At 52.1% G+C, this 15,078-nt stretch carries 13 protein-coding genes and 2 pseudogenes; all 15 read right to left on the reverse strand.

Annotated features, from left to right (window positions below; all coding sequences use genetic code 11):
- Nucleotides 1-10: 10 nt before the first annotated feature.
- Nucleotides 11-1,327 carry a flagellar protein export ATPase FliI gene (gene fliI, locus KCG43_RS05270; RefSeq protein ID WP_192014702.1) on the reverse strand — a complete coding sequence of 439 codons (1,317 nt, stop codon included), beginning with the start codon at nucleotides 1,325-1,327 and terminating at the stop codon, nucleotides 11-13.
- The gene (fliH, locus tag KCG43_RS05275; protein ID WP_218383757.1) at nucleotides 1,324-2,139 is read right to left on the reverse strand and encodes a flagellar assembly protein FliH; all 816 of its coding nucleotides are present in this window, start codon (nucleotides 2,137-2,139) and stop codon (nucleotides 1,324-1,326) included. The genes fliI and fliH overlap by 4 nt, the downstream gene beginning before the upstream one ends.
- Before the next feature lie 18 nt (nucleotides 2,140-2,157).
- Nucleotides 2,158-3,201: a flagellar motor switch protein FliG gene (fliG, locus tag KCG43_RS05280; RefSeq protein ID WP_046219526.1), complete on the reverse strand. Its 1,044-nt coding sequence runs from the start codon at nucleotides 3,199-3,201 to the stop codon at nucleotides 2,158-2,160.
- On the reverse strand, nucleotides 3,191-4,933 hold the full coding sequence (gene fliF, locus KCG43_RS05285; protein ID WP_218383759.1) for a flagellar basal-body MS-ring/collar protein FliF: 1,743 nt from the start codon (nucleotides 4,931-4,933) through the stop codon (nucleotides 3,191-3,193). Before fliF ends, fliG begins: the two co-directional genes overlap by 11 nt.
- Before the next feature lie 16 nt (nucleotides 4,934-4,949).
- Nucleotides 4,950-5,261 carry a flagellar hook-basal body complex protein FliE gene (fliE, locus tag KCG43_RS05290; protein ID WP_027253934.1) on the reverse strand — a complete coding sequence of 104 codons (312 nt, stop codon included), beginning with the start codon at nucleotides 5,259-5,261 and terminating at the stop codon, nucleotides 4,950-4,952.
- Between the two features lie 117 nt (nucleotides 5,262-5,378).
- Nucleotides 5,379-5,549, reverse strand: a pseudogene (locus KCG43_RS21495) (helix-turn-helix domain-containing protein); the annotation flags it as partial.
- 80 nt (nucleotides 5,550-5,629) lie between these two features.
- Nucleotides 5,630-6,779, reverse strand: a pseudogene (locus KCG43_RS05295) (sigma-54-dependent transcriptional regulator); the annotation flags it as partial.
- Entirely contained in the window at nucleotides 6,776-7,834 is a 1,059-nt protein-coding gene (locus tag KCG43_RS05300; protein ID WP_336510258.1) for an ATP-binding protein, read from the reverse strand. The gene KCG43_RS05300 and the pseudogene KCG43_RS05295, both read right to left, overlap by 4 nt.
- A 196-nt stretch (nucleotides 7,835-8,030) precedes the next feature.
- Entirely contained in the window at nucleotides 8,031-9,509 is a 1,479-nt protein-coding gene (locus KCG43_RS05305) for a sigma-54 dependent transcriptional regulator (RefSeq protein WP_192014698.1), read from the reverse strand.
- A gap of 228 nt (nucleotides 9,510-9,737) precedes the next feature.
- On the reverse strand, nucleotides 9,738-10,142 hold the full coding sequence (gene fliS / locus KCG43_RS05310) for a flagellar export chaperone FliS (RefSeq protein WP_192015039.1): 405 nt from the start codon (nucleotides 10,140-10,142) through the stop codon (nucleotides 9,738-9,740).
- 15 nt (nucleotides 10,143-10,157) lie between these two features.
- A complete protein-coding gene (locus KCG43_RS05315) occupies nucleotides 10,158-10,457 on the reverse strand; it encodes a flagellar rod protein FlaI (RefSeq protein ID WP_192014697.1) in 300 nt (99 codons plus the stop codon).
- A gap of 24 nt (nucleotides 10,458-10,481) precedes the next feature.
- A complete protein-coding gene (gene fliD, locus KCG43_RS05320; protein ID WP_218383767.1) occupies nucleotides 10,482-11,855 on the reverse strand; it encodes a flagellar filament capping protein FliD in 1,374 nt (457 codons plus the stop codon).
- A 22-nt stretch (nucleotides 11,856-11,877) separates the two neighbouring features.
- Complete coding sequence (locus KCG43_RS05325) at nucleotides 11,878-12,324, reverse strand: flagellar protein FlaG (RefSeq protein ID WP_192014695.1); 447 nt, start codon at nucleotides 12,322-12,324, stop codon at nucleotides 11,878-11,880.
- Nucleotides 12,325-12,387: 63 nt separating this feature from the next.
- Entirely contained in the window at nucleotides 12,388-13,539 is a 1,152-nt protein-coding gene (locus tag KCG43_RS05330) for a flagellin (protein ID WP_192014694.1), read from the reverse strand.
- A 356-nt stretch (nucleotides 13,540-13,895) separates the two neighbouring features.
- A complete protein-coding gene (locus KCG43_RS05335; protein WP_192014693.1) occupies nucleotides 13,896-15,044 on the reverse strand; it encodes a flagellin in 1,149 nt (382 codons plus the stop codon).
- Between the last annotated feature and the right edge of the window lie 34 nt (nucleotides 15,045-15,078).

Here is a 15,078-nt window from a genome sequence, read left to right on the forward strand (position 1 = left end):
TGTTTCATCCTCAGGCTCCCAGCGCAGAACGGAGCATGTTGACACACATGTCATAAGGAACCGACTCTTTCATTGTCTGCTGTAAGTACTGATCCAACCTGGGTTTTAACGTAAAGGCCTGGTCAATCGCCGGATCTGAGCCGGGTTTATAGGCGCCGATAGACACCAAATCCTGATTTTTGCGGCAAATAGACAATATCTGCCGAACCGCTTTCGACATCAGCATCTGCTCTTCATCCACTATGGCGGGCATAACACGACTGACGGAGCGTTCAACATCAATGGCCGGATAATGGCCGGCATCGGCCATCTCACGTGACAACACGATATGGCCGTCAAGAATCGCTCGTGATGCATCGGCGATAGGATCCTGCAAGTCATCGCCTTCGGTCAGCACAGTAAAGAATGCCGTGATCGACCCCTGATGATCGCCGCCATTGCCGGCGCGCTCAACTAGGGCCGGGAGCTTGGCAAACACAGAGGGCGGATACCCTTTGGTGGCTGGTGGCTCACCAATCGACAGAGCAATTTCACGCTGCGCCTGAGCAAAGCGAGTGAGCGAGTCCATCAGCAATAAAACATCTAAGCCCTGATCGCGGAAATATTCCGCCACGGTCAGAGCAGTCTGGCACCCTTTCAGGCGCATCAGAGGAGAAGCATCAGCAGGGGCTGCCACCACAACCGCGCGCTGGCGGCCTTCTTCACCTAAGATCTCATCAATAAATTCTCTGACTTCGCGGCCACGCTCACCAATCAGTCCGACCACCACCACTTGCGCCGTAGTGCCCCGGGTCATCATGCCCAGAGTGACAGATTTACCCACCCCGGAACCGGCAAACAGGCCAATGCGCTGGCCTTTACCTACGGTCAGCAGCCCATTAATGGCTTTTAATCCGACATCCAAAGGTTCACTGATTGGTTTTCTTGCGAGAGGGTTGATGGGCTCCGCATTCAGTGCGGCCCGGGCCGAGGTATAAATCTGTCCTTTGCCGTCCAGGGGATTTCCCATGCCGTCAATAACCCGGCCAAGCAACTCAGGACCCACCGGCAGGCCACCGTCGCTCATCACAGGCGTGACTTTAGCGCCGGGCATCACCCCGGTCAGCTGCTCACTGGGCATCAGGTACAGGGTGTCACCACTGAATCCGACAACTTCGGCTTCGATACTGCCCTGTACCGCCTCGACACGGCACACACTGCCAACAGGCGCCCGGCAACCAATGGCTTCCAGCGTTAAACCGACCACGCGCACCAGCCGCCCGGAGGCCACGGGGCGACAGGCTAGCCCCTGTAAGCGGTAGCTACCCAGCCGCTGCGACAGGGTCATTCCGCGCTATCCTGTGATGAACTGTCAGCAGGGCGCTGATTCATGCCCAGAAACTGGCTCAACAGATGACGAACACGATCTTCCATTCGATAATCCACCGCAGAATCACCGGCACTGAGCTGGACATCACCGCGCTCAAGCCCCGGCTCTGAAAGCAACTGCCAGCGACGGGTCTCGAGTTCCTGCTGACTGTACGCAGCGGTGACCAGCGCAAGATCGTCCGGATGCAGCTGCACCGTAATCGACTGAGAGGCCAGCGGCAAGGTGGCAATGGCTTCGCGTAAGGTGGACAGAATCACCTGCGGGTTGGTCTGCACTTCAACCCGGATTAACTCGCGGGTCAACACGCTGACCATCTCCACCAGCTGGCTTTCGACCTGCTGATCGACCTGCTGTAGCGGTTGGGCGAGTTTGTCAAAAACCTGCGTTAAATGAGCCACATGCTGCTCAACAATTTCCTGTCCGGCAGCCAGCCCTTCTTCACGGCCAGCCTCCAGCCCTTCCTGATGACCGGCGGCAGCACCTTCCTGTCTTCCGGTTTCAAAGCCTTCAGCATGACCGGCAGCCCGGCCTTCGGCCAGTCCTTCTTCATAGGCAGACTGGCGGATATCGTCCAGATCCGCTGCCGTCAGTGGCTGGGGAGCCAGCTCCTCTTCCGGCACCTCTCTGGGGCGCCAGCCCGGATCATAATTTAACGCGTTCTCAACCGGGCCGCGATCTTCATCGCTATAATCGGGATAAGCCCAGCGTTCCAGTTCTTCTGCCTGGTGGCCACTCAGGCGGACAAAGCCCCGACGGCGTTCAATCGTCATTGTGCTTCCCCGGCTGAATTAGAGGTATTCATCCTGCCCACCGCCGCCATTCAGCATCAGCTCACCGGCTTCAGACAGACGACGGGCAATAGACAGAATTTCTTTCTGTGCTGCTTCCACATCGGAGACACGTATCGGCCCCATCGCTTCAAGGTCATCCATCAGCAATTCAGAAGCACGCTTGGACATATTGCGCATAATTTTCTCGCGCAACATATCGTCGGCCCCTTTGAGCGCTTTTTGCAGCAGTTCCTGAGGCACTTCCCGCAGCAGGCTCTGGATACCCCGGTCGTCCACTTCGGCCAGGTTCTCGAACACGAACATCAGGTCTTCGATCTGAACGGCCATCTCCTCGTCGTTCTCGCGGATCTGATCCATCAACAGACCTTCGATATTGTTGTCGAGGTAGTTCATGATATCGGCTGCCGCCTTCATGCCGCCAATTTTCGCGGCCTGAGCACCAGCCTGACCTGCAAACTGCTTCTCCATGATGTCGTTCAGCTCATGCAGGGCAGCAGGCTGAACTTCTTCCAGATTCGCAATACGCATCATCAGATCCAGGCGCACGCGCTCAGGGAACTGGGATAAAATCTCTGCCGATTGCTCAGGATCCAGATACGACAACACGATAGTCTGAATCTGTGGGTGTTCATTGAGAATGATGCTGGCCACCTGACGTGGATCCATCCATTTGAGAGAATCCAGGCCGCGGGAGCCACTGCCCATCAGGATCTGATCAACCAGATTATTGGCTTTATCTTCACCCAGTGCGGCGATCAGGGTATTGCGGACGAAGTCGGCGCTGCCCATGCCAATGCTGGTATATTTCTGGATATCGGTCAGGAACTGGCGGTGCACAGCCGTCACCTTATCATTGCTCAGTTCCTTCATGCTGGCCATCGCCCCACCCACGCGCTGAACCTGCTTGGGTTCCAGGTGGCGTATGATGGAAGCCGCATCCTGTTCATTCAGACTGAGTAACAGGATGGCTGCTTTATCCGTTCCACTTAAGCTATTAATGTCGAACGGTTTTTCATCTGTAGTCGCGACTTCATTTGCCATCTTCGTATACCCAGTTCTTCACAACCTGAGCCGCCAGATCCGGTTCGTTGGCCACCAGTGCACGCACGGCTTTCAGCAAGTCGTCGTCTTTGTGCAGATTTGGCAGATCCAGGTTGTTATTGGTTAAATCGATACCGTCAACACCGTCCAGATCGGCCCCTATCAGATCTGAACCGTCACCCGCCATGATAGGCAGACCATTCTCATCCAGAGGTGTACCATCGGCAGCCTGGTTCGGATAGAGCAGTTTGCGCATGGCAGGGCGTACCAGCACCACCAGCACGACTATGATAACCAGCGCTGCAGCCAGCCAGCGAATCCAGGTATTGAAATTCGGGTGTTCCCAGATAGGCAAGTCGACAATGCGTTCTTGCTCCTGAGTGGCGAAAGGTACGGAAATCACTTCCAGCATATCGCCGCGATCCTGCAGGAAGCCAACCCCGCCCATCAGCAGACGACGGATTTTCACCAGCTCTTCTTCGGTCACCGGAATACGGGTCATTTCGCCGGTTTCCGGATTAAGCTGCGGCTTATAATTCACTGCCACTGAAACCGTCTGACGGCTGATAGTGCCGGTTTGCGAACGCTTATGACGGATAGTGGTATCCAGTTCAAAATTTCGCGTTGCTTCCCGGTGCACAGAGCCGTTGCCGCCTTTACCGGTTTGTAAGTCAATCACATCCTGCGGTATCGCTGAATCCTGCGGCGGCTGATTACTCAGCGCGCCCGGAATACCCGCTACAGACTGGCCGTTGTTGTAATCTTCCAGCGTATATTCACTGCGGGTAGACGGCGTATTGGGATCAAAACGTTTTTGCGTTTCTTCCTGGGCACTGAAATCCATCGAGACATCGACCTGAGAGGTGTAATTACCCAGCCCCAGGACAGGAATTAAGATTGCATCGATCTTTTCGCGCAAGGCTTGCTCTTGTTTGCGCTCCAGTTCGTATTCTTTCCGGCGTGCCGTGGCTGCCGGATCTTCAGTACCGGAGCTGAGCAGACGACCGTGTTGATCTGTGACTGTGACACGGCTGGGTTTCAGGCCCGGCACGGCGGTAGAGACCATATCAACAATGGAGTCCACTTCCTGCTGACCCAGCGTGCCACCTGTACTCAGGGTCAGAAATACACTGGCCGTCGCTTCCTGATTATGACGGACAAAAACGCTTTGCTTTGGCATCGCCAGCAGTACCTGCGCTTTGCGCACTTGTCTGATCTGCTCTATGGCTCTTGCCAGCTGACGTTCGCGACTCAGTTTCAGCCGTTCTTGTTCAAGACGCTGTGAAACACCAAATCCCATATCCTGCAGCAGGATATCATCACCTTCCGCCGTCGGGTTATTCAGTCCGGCACGGGTCAGCTCCAGCTTAAGTGCGCCGTATTTATCAGCCGGCACCCTGATGGTATTGCCTTCCAGCTGGTATTCAATTTGCTTCTGGTCAAAATGATCCAGAATCGGAATCAGCTCTTCAGTGGAGAAATTACCCAGCGGACGCATTTCCGGTTCTTTGAGCCAGGCGACGACCAGCACTATCAAAGCGACACAAATAGCCACTGACAGCACCAGAATAATCTGACGCAGCAAATCAAGGTTGCCCAGCATGCTGTCAACACGTGTGCTGGCACTCTTCTCTTCAAGATCCGGATTTTGCAGATCCAGGTCGCTGTTGGCAACGACAGGAGCTGCAGCACTACCCGCTATGGCGAGTTCGTTGGATGTTTGTTCCGACACTCACTTAATTCCTGAATTAAACCGGCATATTCATCAGTTCTTTATAAGCTTCAACCAGCTTATTTCTAACCTGGACGGTTGCTTCGAAAGCCACGCTGGATTTATTTCGCGCGATCATGACATCTGACAGCGAAATGCTGCGATCGCCCTGATCAAAACGACTGGTCATCTCACTGGATGTATTCTGTAATCCGTTAACCGTTTGTATCGCATCTTGCAGGGCTGCACCAAAATCAGCACTGACCTTAGCGCCAGTCGCCGGACGTGACGCATTGCTGGCTTCCATTTGCATTGCCTGCATTTCTGACATAAATCCGTTGACTTTCATAGGTTATCTCCGTGGTACTTTTTTGACACAATCTAAATTGATCGCATCTTAAAAGATAAAGTTGTGCAAGCTTAACGCCAAAAATATGAAATTAATCTGTTAATTCCGCTTTTATGGTCAAACTGGGATCTCGATTCCGGCGTCCCGCATCTTGGCTAATTTATACCTGAGCGTGCGCGGGCTGATGCCTAATCGCTCCGCCACTTCTTTTCGTTTGCCTTCGCAGGCCTGTATGGCTTCCAGAATAATGGCAAATTCCTGTTCGCGAAGTTCGCTGCCCAGGCTGTCAGCCCCTGACACACCAGGTGGTATCACATGTACCGATGTGTCGTTCACTTCCTGCGATGCCACCGGAGCCAGGCTGATAGCATGCTGCAGGCTGTGTGAATCCATCCAGTCCATGCCTTCCAGCAAAATATGTTCGCCACCTATGTCGGCATCACCGGCCAGAATCAGTGCGCGCTGGACAACATTATCCAGCTCCCTGACATTACCGGGCCAACCATACTGAAGCAGTTTGGCTTGCGCGGCAGCAGAAAAGACCGGCGATGGCATGCCCTGTTTCTTGCAATGCCGATCAGCCAGGTGACTGGCCAGCGGCATAATATCGCCCGGACGTTCAGACAGCGACGGCCAGACAAGCGGAAAAACATTCAGGCGGTAGTACAAATCCTCCCGGAAATTTCCTTCCGCCGCATATTGTTTCAGATCCCGGTTACTGGTGGCCAGCACCCGCACATCCAGTTTGATACTTTTCCTGCTGCCTAAACGCTCGACTTCTCGCTCTTGCAAGACACGCAGCAGTTTCGCCTGCAGGTTCAGGTCCATCTCACTGATCTCATCCAGCAAGATGGTACCGCCCTGTGCCTGTTCAAATTTTCCCGGACAGGCCTGAACCGCACCGGTGAAGGCGCCTTTTTCATAACCGAATAAGGTCGCTTCCAGCATATTGTCGGGAATGGCGGCACAATTGATCGCGATAAAAGGCCCCTCACGGCGCAGTGAGTGCTCATGGATGTATCGCGACATGACTTCTTTGCCCGAGCCGCTCGGCCCGAGTACCATCACGCTGGCGTCAGTCTGCGCGACTCTTTCGGCCAGCGCCAGTAATTTCAGGCTTTTCTCATCAGCGGCTATCGCCTGGCTGCTGACCGCTTGCACAGGCGCGTAGCGGCTGACCATGTTCAGTAACACTTCCGGAGCAAAAGGCTTTGCCATGTAATCAATGGCGCCGTCTTTCATTGCCAGTACAGCATCTTCAATATTGGCATAGGCTGTCATTAGCAGTACCGGCAGTTTGGGCCAGTGTTGCTTGATATTTCGCAGCAGGCCCAGTCCGTCCATACCGGCCATTTGAACATCGGATACCACAATATCCACCTGCTCAGATTTCAACAGCAACAGGGCTTGTTCGGCACTGTCTGCTTCCAGCCACTGATAACCTGCCAGCGCCAGTGTATCCACTAAAGCTTCACGCAGACCTTCGTCGTCCTCAACGATCAGTACTCGGCTCGTCATTGCCTGTCTCCTGTTGCTGTTAATTCATAGTCTTGCTCATGGCTTTCTGCCTTAGGCAGGCTGAGCGTAAATGAGGCGCCTTCTCCCGGGGTGGAAAACAGCGAAAGGCTGCCATTGTGGGCTTTTGCCACCATCTGCACCACGGCAAGCCCTAAGCCTGTGCCTTGCTGGCGGGTAGTGAAAAAAGGCTCCAGCACTTTTTTCTGCATCTCAGGGGCAATGCCGGGACCGTTATCGGTAATGCTGAGGTGAATCATGTCGGCGTCGCAGTGTACCGACAAACAGACTTTGCATGCTTTGCCTGACATCTGAATGGCATTGGTGATCAGATTGCTGATCGCACTCGCCAGGGCATTCACATTACCCAGAACACTGGGGCTCTCATCATCACACTCAATCGAGAAATCCACCTGATTGGACACCACCTGGGCCTCTATCATGGCGTCCAGTTCATTGAACAAGGCTTCGAGCGTAAAAGGTGCCACCACTTTGTTATCACCGCCTTTGGCAAACAGCAGCATGTCATTGACCTGCTTTTCCAGATCCCGCAACCTGTCCATCAGTTTGCTCTGGAACCTGTCGCGGGTTTGCGCGGTCAGCTGAGGCGCGGCCAGATTTGCAGCATATAGCATGGCACTGGACAGCGGTGTTCTGACCTGATGCGCCAGCGAAGCAACCATACGGCCCAGTGAGGATAAGCGTTGCATCTCACTGAAGCGGGACTGCAACAGGCGGGTTTCTGTCATGTCAGTGATCACGATAAGCTGTCCACTGGCTGACGCGGAGATGGCCAGTTTGACTTTACGACCACTGCGTAAAGAAATTTCATGGCCGTCATCTTCCTGAGGCGCAAAGGCACGCTGTATGACATCCAGCCAGCGTTCCCCGGCCAATGGCTCTCCTAACAGGCGGACAGCTTCAGGGTTGGCCTCACATACCATTCCCATTCCATCGAGCAAGATCACGCCAGTCGGCATGACTTCAATCACTTGCTTATACCGGCTGACCTGTTGACTCAGGTTTCCCAGCGGGGAGACAGACTGCCCTTCTTCCACCTTACACCTACTTTCGCATTGTCCTTTGTTACACTAAATAAGCACTTTTTATGCCAAAAATATTCAACAAAAAACAACAAGTTATGGTAAGCCCATAAAAAAAGAGTGATGTCAGAATATTGACATCACTCCTGTCAGAGTCTGGAGTACTGCATAAAAGTTACAATACTCCAGGATAAATTTTTACTCGCTGATGCTATTCGCGCACAGACTCTTCACGCACAGACTCTTTGGTCGAGATATTGTACTTACGCATTTTTTCGACCAGGGTTGTGCGTCGCATGCCCAGCATGTCGGCTGCCCGAGCAACCACCCCACCCTGCGCTTCGAGTGCCTGACGAATCATGTCAATCTCAAGATCTGCCAGCATTTCTTTCAGGTTAAGGCCTTCAGGTGGTAAATCGCTGAAACCGAAACTCTCGTCCTGCTCATCATAACTGTCGGCGAAGACATCGGCTAACATCGCACGTTCTTGTTCCTCAACAGACATCATGCGCTCTTCAGGACGGAAATCCGGCAAATCACAGTACCTGTATTTCACCGGTAAATGGTTCACATCCACCATTTCACCCGGATAGAGAATCATCAAGCGCTCGACCAGATTGGCAAGTTCACGCACGTTGCCTGGCCAGTCATGCTCCATCAAAGAGGTGATCGCTCTCGGGGTAAAATGCACCGATCTCGCCCCTTCAGCTTCCATCCGGGACAGTAATTCCTGCAGCAGCAGAGGGATATCTTCCAGTCGCTCACGTAACGGCGGCGTTTCAATCGGGAATACATTCAAACGATAAAACAGGTCTTCCCGGAACAGGTTTTCTGCAATCATAGTATCCAGATTACGGTGGGTCGCGGCAATAATGCGGACATTGGCTTTAATACTCTGATTGCCACCCACACGTTCAAAGCAACGTTCCTGAATAACGCGCAGCAGCTTAACCTGCATCGGCATCGGCATATCACCGATTTCATCCAGGAAAAGCGTACCGCCTTCCGCCAGTTCAAACCGCCCTTTGCGTGAGGATATCGCGCCGGTAAATGCGCCTTTCTCATGACCAAACAGCTCACTTTCCAGCAGCTCAGCTGGGATTGCGCCGCAATTGACTGGCACAAACGGGCCTTTACCACGAGAGGAGTGGTAGTGAATATTACGGGCAACGACTTCTTTACCTGTACCGGATTCACCAAGGATCAACACACTGGCGTCCGTCCCTGCAACCTGTTCAATCAGGTAACGGACCTGACTGATACTGTCACTGCGCCCGACCATACTGCGAAACAGGGTATTTTTTCGGGACAGTTGCGGCACCTGAAAATGATTTTTGCCCTGGAATTCCTGACAATGACGCAGCGCATCCATCAACTGGCTGTAGTGCAGAGGATGGGCCAGGGTGCCGACAAAATTCGGCATGCCTGAGACTGCTTTTTCATGCTGAGGCATGGATAACACAGGAATGTGATATCGCTGACGCAGTTGTTCCAGCACCTGATTCTGTTTTTTAACAGAATGGATATTGCCAATCAAACAGGCGCCCCAGGGTTGTTCCCACAGTGCGCCTTCAGCCTCATCGGTGGATATCGCTTCATGCTGCTCACCGACAAAATTAAGGATCACGCTGAGATCGTGACGGTGCTGCGGGTCGTCATCAATGACGAGGGTCTTAGCTAAACCTTGCATAGAAGTGATATTTGCCTGTCTTTATGTATTCTTATGGCGTATTCAAACGGAACAGCAACCAAAACTGATGCTGCCCATTGTAATAAAAGAACAGGACTTGGCAACCGGGCACAGTGAAAAGCTGTGAGCCCAGTGCCACGGAATTACGCCGGATACACAATTAATAGACTATTAACGGCCAAAATCGTGCGGGGGAAGTAGGAAGCTGAATACTGACTCGTAAACGGATTAATACTCCATCTGAGTAATATTGTGATGCTCAGGAGGAATCTGATCCCACGCTGACTTCAGTTCCCTTAACATGTCGATCACTTCATCAACATGCTCTACTTCGTTTTTCTGGTTGGCTTCGGTGATTTTTTCAATCATATACAGATACAGCGAGTCCAGATTGCTGGCAATCTCGCCGCCATCATCAAATGACAGACAGCCACGCAAGCTGATGATGATATCCAGAGCTTTACCGAGGCGCTCACCTTTGATGGCAATTGATCCTTGCTCCATAGCCGCTTTACCCTGAATCAAACGCTCTATGGCACCCGCCATCAGCATTTGAATCACACGGTGAGGTGATGCGGATGTTAACTGACTGTCTACTGAGACTCGTTTATAAGCCTGTAGATTTCCTCTCATGCTCATGATGTTACCTTAACGAAATTGATTATATGCCTGCAGCGAACGTTGTCCGTGCTGTAATCGTTTCAGTTGACTTGCTGACTTTTCGCGCCTTTCGCGCAATCTTGTCAGCAAATCCGATGTTCGGGTTATTGCTTCCTGCCAGCTGACTTGATCCAGCATTTCTGGCACGGCTTTAAGATCATTCAGCACCGTCTGGCGATCCGCCAGCAAGCGGTACAGGGTGTCCACGTCAATGTCCGTACCGTCATTGATAAGCTGATTCAGCTGCTGATCAATGTCGGCCAGGGTTTGCATCATCTTGTTTGACATTGCCTTCCCTCTTGTTATCCGCTATTACATCTGCGGCATCATACTCATCATTGATCCCAGTTGGCTCTGCATCTGCCCCATGGCATGATCCATTGCAGAAAACTGGTCGTGGGTGCGCTGATAGACGCCTTCCATCCGGCGGTCCAGATCGCGCTGATCATCATTGAGCGTTAACACCTGCTCATTGATGCTTTTCTCCCGGTTCGAGATACTACCGGTCACACCTGTATAAGCATGTAACATATCTTCAATCCGGCGGGCAAAACCTTTACGGCTGCCAAAAAATTCACCGACAGCAGCAAAATTCTGGTTCAGTTGCCTGTCGAGTTTATCGTAGTCAACTTCCAGGTGCCCGCTCAGTGTGGTTGTCACACCCAGCTCGCTCAGGGTCTGCAAACTCGATGGCCCTTCTTCCAGCGGCGTACTGAATGCGTTTCGCAGTTGCTGAACCGATGAGCGCAGCATACTGTCACCAACCAGCGGCCCTTTGTTCTGGGTATTCGGGTCAAATTTACCCAGTTCCAGAGCGGTGTCGTAAAACTGATTGTAAGCGTTCACAAACCGTTCGATCTGTGCCCCGGCCTTGTCTTTGTCGTAGCCGATTTCAATCACGGCTTGCGGCTTTTCGGCATTCGCTGACAGTTGCTTTAAATCTATATCCAAACCGGGAATCGCATCTGTCAGAGTATTGGTGTCGCTCGTCACTTCTGCCAGGCCGTCAATGAGCACTTTGGCATCAGAGGCAGCCTGCATTTCCTGCATTGGGCTGCCGGGATTACCGGTATCAAACGCAAAAGACTGCAACGGACTGCCGGCTTGCGCCTCGACAGTCACTTTCAGCGGATTGCCAGCCCCTGTTTTATCGGAGTTCAGCACCAACCGGGCGCCGCTGGCATCCTTAATAACAGTGGCGAGCACGCCTTTGTTATCCGGATGACGGTTTATCTCACGAACCACATCCAGCAGTTTAGTTTGATCCTGGTCGAATGAAACGTCAAAAGACTGACCACCGACGGACAGTGTCAATTTTCCGGCACCCATTGCCGTTTTATCATCAACCGGCTGGGACGCTATTTTATGCGAAGTCGCCAGTTGCTTGACTTCAACGGAATACCGCCCGGGCTGCGCTTCATGGCTGGCACGGACAGACACCAGATCCTGATTGTCTGAAGAAGCGGTACGCTCAGCCAGTGTATGGTTCTGCCTGATGTCTGCCATCAGGGTTTTCATACCATCCAGTGCACCTTTCAGGCGCCCGTAAGCACTCAGCTCAACATTGGCCTGCTCTTTTCGCTGATTGATGCGCTCTTCTTTTGGCGCCCGCTCTGCGGCGACAATCTTGTCGACCATGGCATTGATATCCAAACCGGATGCCGTACCCATTGCGCCAATATTCATCTACAACCTCAATCAGTTACTATTACACTTTGGTGGTCAAAAGCCCGGTGGTATAGGTAGCTATCTGACGTGACAGCGCCAACATATCTTCATCGGGGATCTGCCGGACCACTTCACCGCTTGCTTTTTCATAAACGGTAACGACCTGACGTCCAGACTCTTCATCAATTCTAAATGCCAGCCCTTTATTCATTGAGCCGACAAAATCTTCAATACTTTCCACCAGTTTCTCTAATTGCTGGCGATGTAACTGCTGCTGTTCTTCCAACCTGGCCGACTGCTCTACGCGTCTGACGTCCGTGTTCGCTGCCACACCTGAGGTATTGTGCCCTGGGGTTGCGACCGCCAAAGAATCTTCGCGTGGATGACCAACAGAAGGGTTTGCAACATCTGTGCCAACAGGTGATTTCGCACCGGTTGAAGAAAAGCGGGATAGAAATGAAGGGTTTAATACAGATTTTACGTCCATTTTCTGACACCTTCTGATCGAAAAAAGCGGCAAGGGCTTGCCCCTGCCGCTTTACTGAACGGATTAGCCCAGCAGGCTCAGTGCCGCCTGAGGCGCCTGCTTCGCTTGCGCCAGGATAGAGGTCGACGCTTGCTGCAGGATTTGGTTCTTAGTCAGGTTTGTGGTTTCTTTCGCAAAGTCAGTATCACGGATACGACTGTTAGAAGAAGTCACGTTTTCATTGATGCTGTTCAGGTTGCTGATGGTGTGATCCATACGGTTTTGTTTCGCACCCAGCTCTGCACGGTGTGAATCAACAAACTGCATAGCACCATCCAGAATGGCTGCTGCTTGCTGTGCACCACCGACTGTGCTGACATCCAGCTGAGACACTGTGATATTAGCCGCTGTGCCTGCAATTGAGGCATCCACAGCATTACCCGCAGTATCAGTCATTGCGATAGTACCGGTAGTCACACCGACAGTGCCGTTAGATGAGAAAATTTGCAGCTCACCTTTTTCAGAAACAGACGCATTGATCTGGTCATTCTGGCCGTTGATACGGGTCGCGATTTCTTCGATATCGTCACCACCAACCAGGTCGATGCTTACCGCTGTCGCATTACCGTCAGCATCTGTTACGCTCAGCTCGATGGTTGTATCTGCATCCAGGGTAGAGTTTTTATCTGCCACCTGGTTAGTTGAAACCATCAGGCTACCACCCATGTCAGCGCTGTCAGAACGCATATTTTTCAGCGTAAGCTGTACGGCTTCACCGGAATCTGCACCCACCTGGAACGCACGGGTACCGAATGAACCATTCAGCAGCTTCTGACCACCGAAAGACGTGGTTTCCGCGATACGGTTCAGTTCATCATTCAGTGCTGTTACTTCTTCCTGAATCGCTTTACGGTCGTCATCTGAGTTAGAACCGTTCGCCGATTGCAGAGACAGGTCACGCATACGTTGCAGGATGCTGGTGGTTTCTTGCATCGCACCTTCAGCAGTCTGAGACATTGAGATACCGTCGTTGGCGTTACGTACTGCTACGTCAAGGCCACGGCTCTGAGTCATCAGACGGTTAGAAATTTGCAGACCTGCTGCGTCATCTTTTGCACTGTTGATGCGTGAACCGGTAGACAGGCGCTCCATAGAAGCTGCTGTATTATCGCTAGCTTTGTTCAGGTAACGCTGAGCGGTCATTGCAGAAACGTTAGTGTTTACTGTAACTGCCATAGTAATTCTCCTTACTTGTGCTTCTTTGTGGCTTGACCAGCTCAGCCGGCAAGTCCGAGTTATTCTTCGTACATCACCTTTAACGGCACTGGTGAAGAAAGCTTTAAGATTTTTTTTGAAATTTTTTTACTGGGCAAAAAAGTGTGAAACTGAACACAATCAACAATGAATCAGAATTCATTACCTTGATTAAGCAGTGGCGCACTTTCTTGTTCTATAAGGGTTATCGGCGGTAAGGAAGAAAACTTTACAGGATTTTTTTGCTATTTATTTGCTAATTTTTTATTAGCTGGCACCAATAAAAAACGGCAAGGTATTGCCACCTTGCCGTTTAATCAAAATACTGCGTTTAGAGGTTACTGCAGCAAGTTCAGTGCAGACTGCGGAATCTGTTTGGCTTGAGCAAGAATAGAGGTACTTGCTTGCTGCAGAATCTGATTCTTAGTCATATCTGTTGTCTCTTTCGCAAAGTCGGTATCACGGATACGGCTGTTCGAGGCAGACACATTCTCAGAGGTATTGGCCAGGTTATTGATGGTGTGCGTCAGACGATTTTGCTTTGCACCCAAATCGGCTCGCATGCTGTCGATATATTTCAGCGCCGAGTCAATCAGAGGAACAGCACGCTGCGCCCCACCAGCAGTTGATACATCGACTTGCGAGACAGTAATATCAGTCGCCGTACCGGCGATATCACCCGCGACAGTCGTTCCATCGCTGTTGATCATGCTGATCGCACCATTGGTGACACCCACGGTACCGTCACTGGAGACCAACTGAAGCTCGCCTTTCTCGGTCACGGACGCATTAATCAGACCATTCTGGCCATTAATACGGGTGGCAATTTCTTCCACATCATCACCGCCAATAAGACCGATAGCCACTGGCGTGACCGTGCCGTCTGCTGCCGTAACACTCAATTCAATATTGGTATCAGCGGCCAGCGTTGCGTCCGGTTGAATCGTCGTGGTCGAGACCAGCAAGCTGCCGCCCATTTTCGCTTCGTCAGCGCGGACACTGTCCAGACCGACAACAATCGCTTCACCGGCATCCGCACCGACCTGGAAGGCCGCTTCACCGAAAGTACCATTGAGCAGTTTACGGCCACCGAACGAAGTGGTTTCCGCGATACGGTTCAACTCGTCCTGCAACGCGGTAATTTCCTCCTGGATAGCAACGCGGTCGTCATCCGAGTTGGCACCGTTCGCCGATTGCAGCGACAGATCACGCATACGTTGCAGAATACTGGTGGATTCCTGCATCGCACCTTCTGCGGTCTGCGCAATTGAAATACCGTCATTGGCATTTCGCATCGCCACGTTCAGACCACGCGTCTGCGCAATCAGACGGTTGGAAATCTGTAAACCGGCCGCATCGTCTTTGGCGCTGTTAATGCGGCTACCCGTAGACAGGCGCTCCATGGATTGGCTCAGGCCCTCAGATGCTTTGTTGAGGTAGCGCTGCGCAGTCATGGCAGACACGTTGGTGTTCACTGTTACACCCATTTTGCTCTCCTTTGACTTTTCGCTGTTAGCGAAA

The sequence above is a fragment of the Photobacterium sp. WH24 genome (assembly GCF_019204055.1).
GTDB lineage: Bacteria > Pseudomonadota > Gammaproteobacteria > Enterobacterales > Vibrionaceae > Photobacterium > Photobacterium arenosum.

Coding starts and splice junctions, on each gene's coding strand:
- fliI (WP_192014702.1), bottom strand. CDS start 1,327: ATGACCCTGTCGCAGCGGCTGGGTAGCTACCGCTTACAGGGGCTAGCC.
- fliH (WP_218383757.1), bottom strand. CDS start 2,139: ATGACGATTGAACGCCGTCGGGGCTTTGTCCGCCTGAGTGGCCACCAG.
- fliG (WP_046219526.1), bottom strand. CDS start 3,201: ATGGCAAATGAAGTCGCGACTACAGATGAAAAACCGTTCGACATTAAT.
- fliE (WP_027253934.1), bottom strand. CDS start 5,261: ATGAAAGTCAACGGATTTATGTCAGAAATGCAGGCAATGCAAATGGAA.
- KCG43_RS05305 (WP_192014698.1), bottom strand. CDS start 9,509: ATGCAAGGTTTAGCTAAGACCCTCGTCATTGATGACGACCCGCAGCAC.
- fliS (WP_192015039.1), bottom strand. CDS start 10,142: ATGAGAGGAAATCTACAGGCTTATAAACGAGTCTCAGTAGACAGTCAG.
- KCG43_RS05315 (WP_192014697.1), bottom strand. CDS start 10,457: ATGTCAAACAAGATGATGCAAACCCTGGCCGACATTGATCAGCAGCTG.
- fliD (WP_218383767.1), bottom strand. CDS start 11,855: ATGAATATTGGCGCAATGGGTACGGCATCCGGTTTGGATATCAATGCC.
- KCG43_RS05325 (WP_192014695.1), bottom strand. CDS start 12,324: ATGGACGTAAAATCTGTATTAAACCCTTCATTTCTATCCCGCTTTTCT.
- KCG43_RS05330 (WP_192014694.1), bottom strand. CDS start 13,539: ATGGCAGTTACAGTAAACACTAACGTTTCTGCAATGACCGCTCAGCGT.
- KCG43_RS05335 (WP_192014693.1), bottom strand. CDS start 15,044: ATGGGTGTAACAGTGAACACCAACGTGTCTGCCATGACTGCGCAGCGC.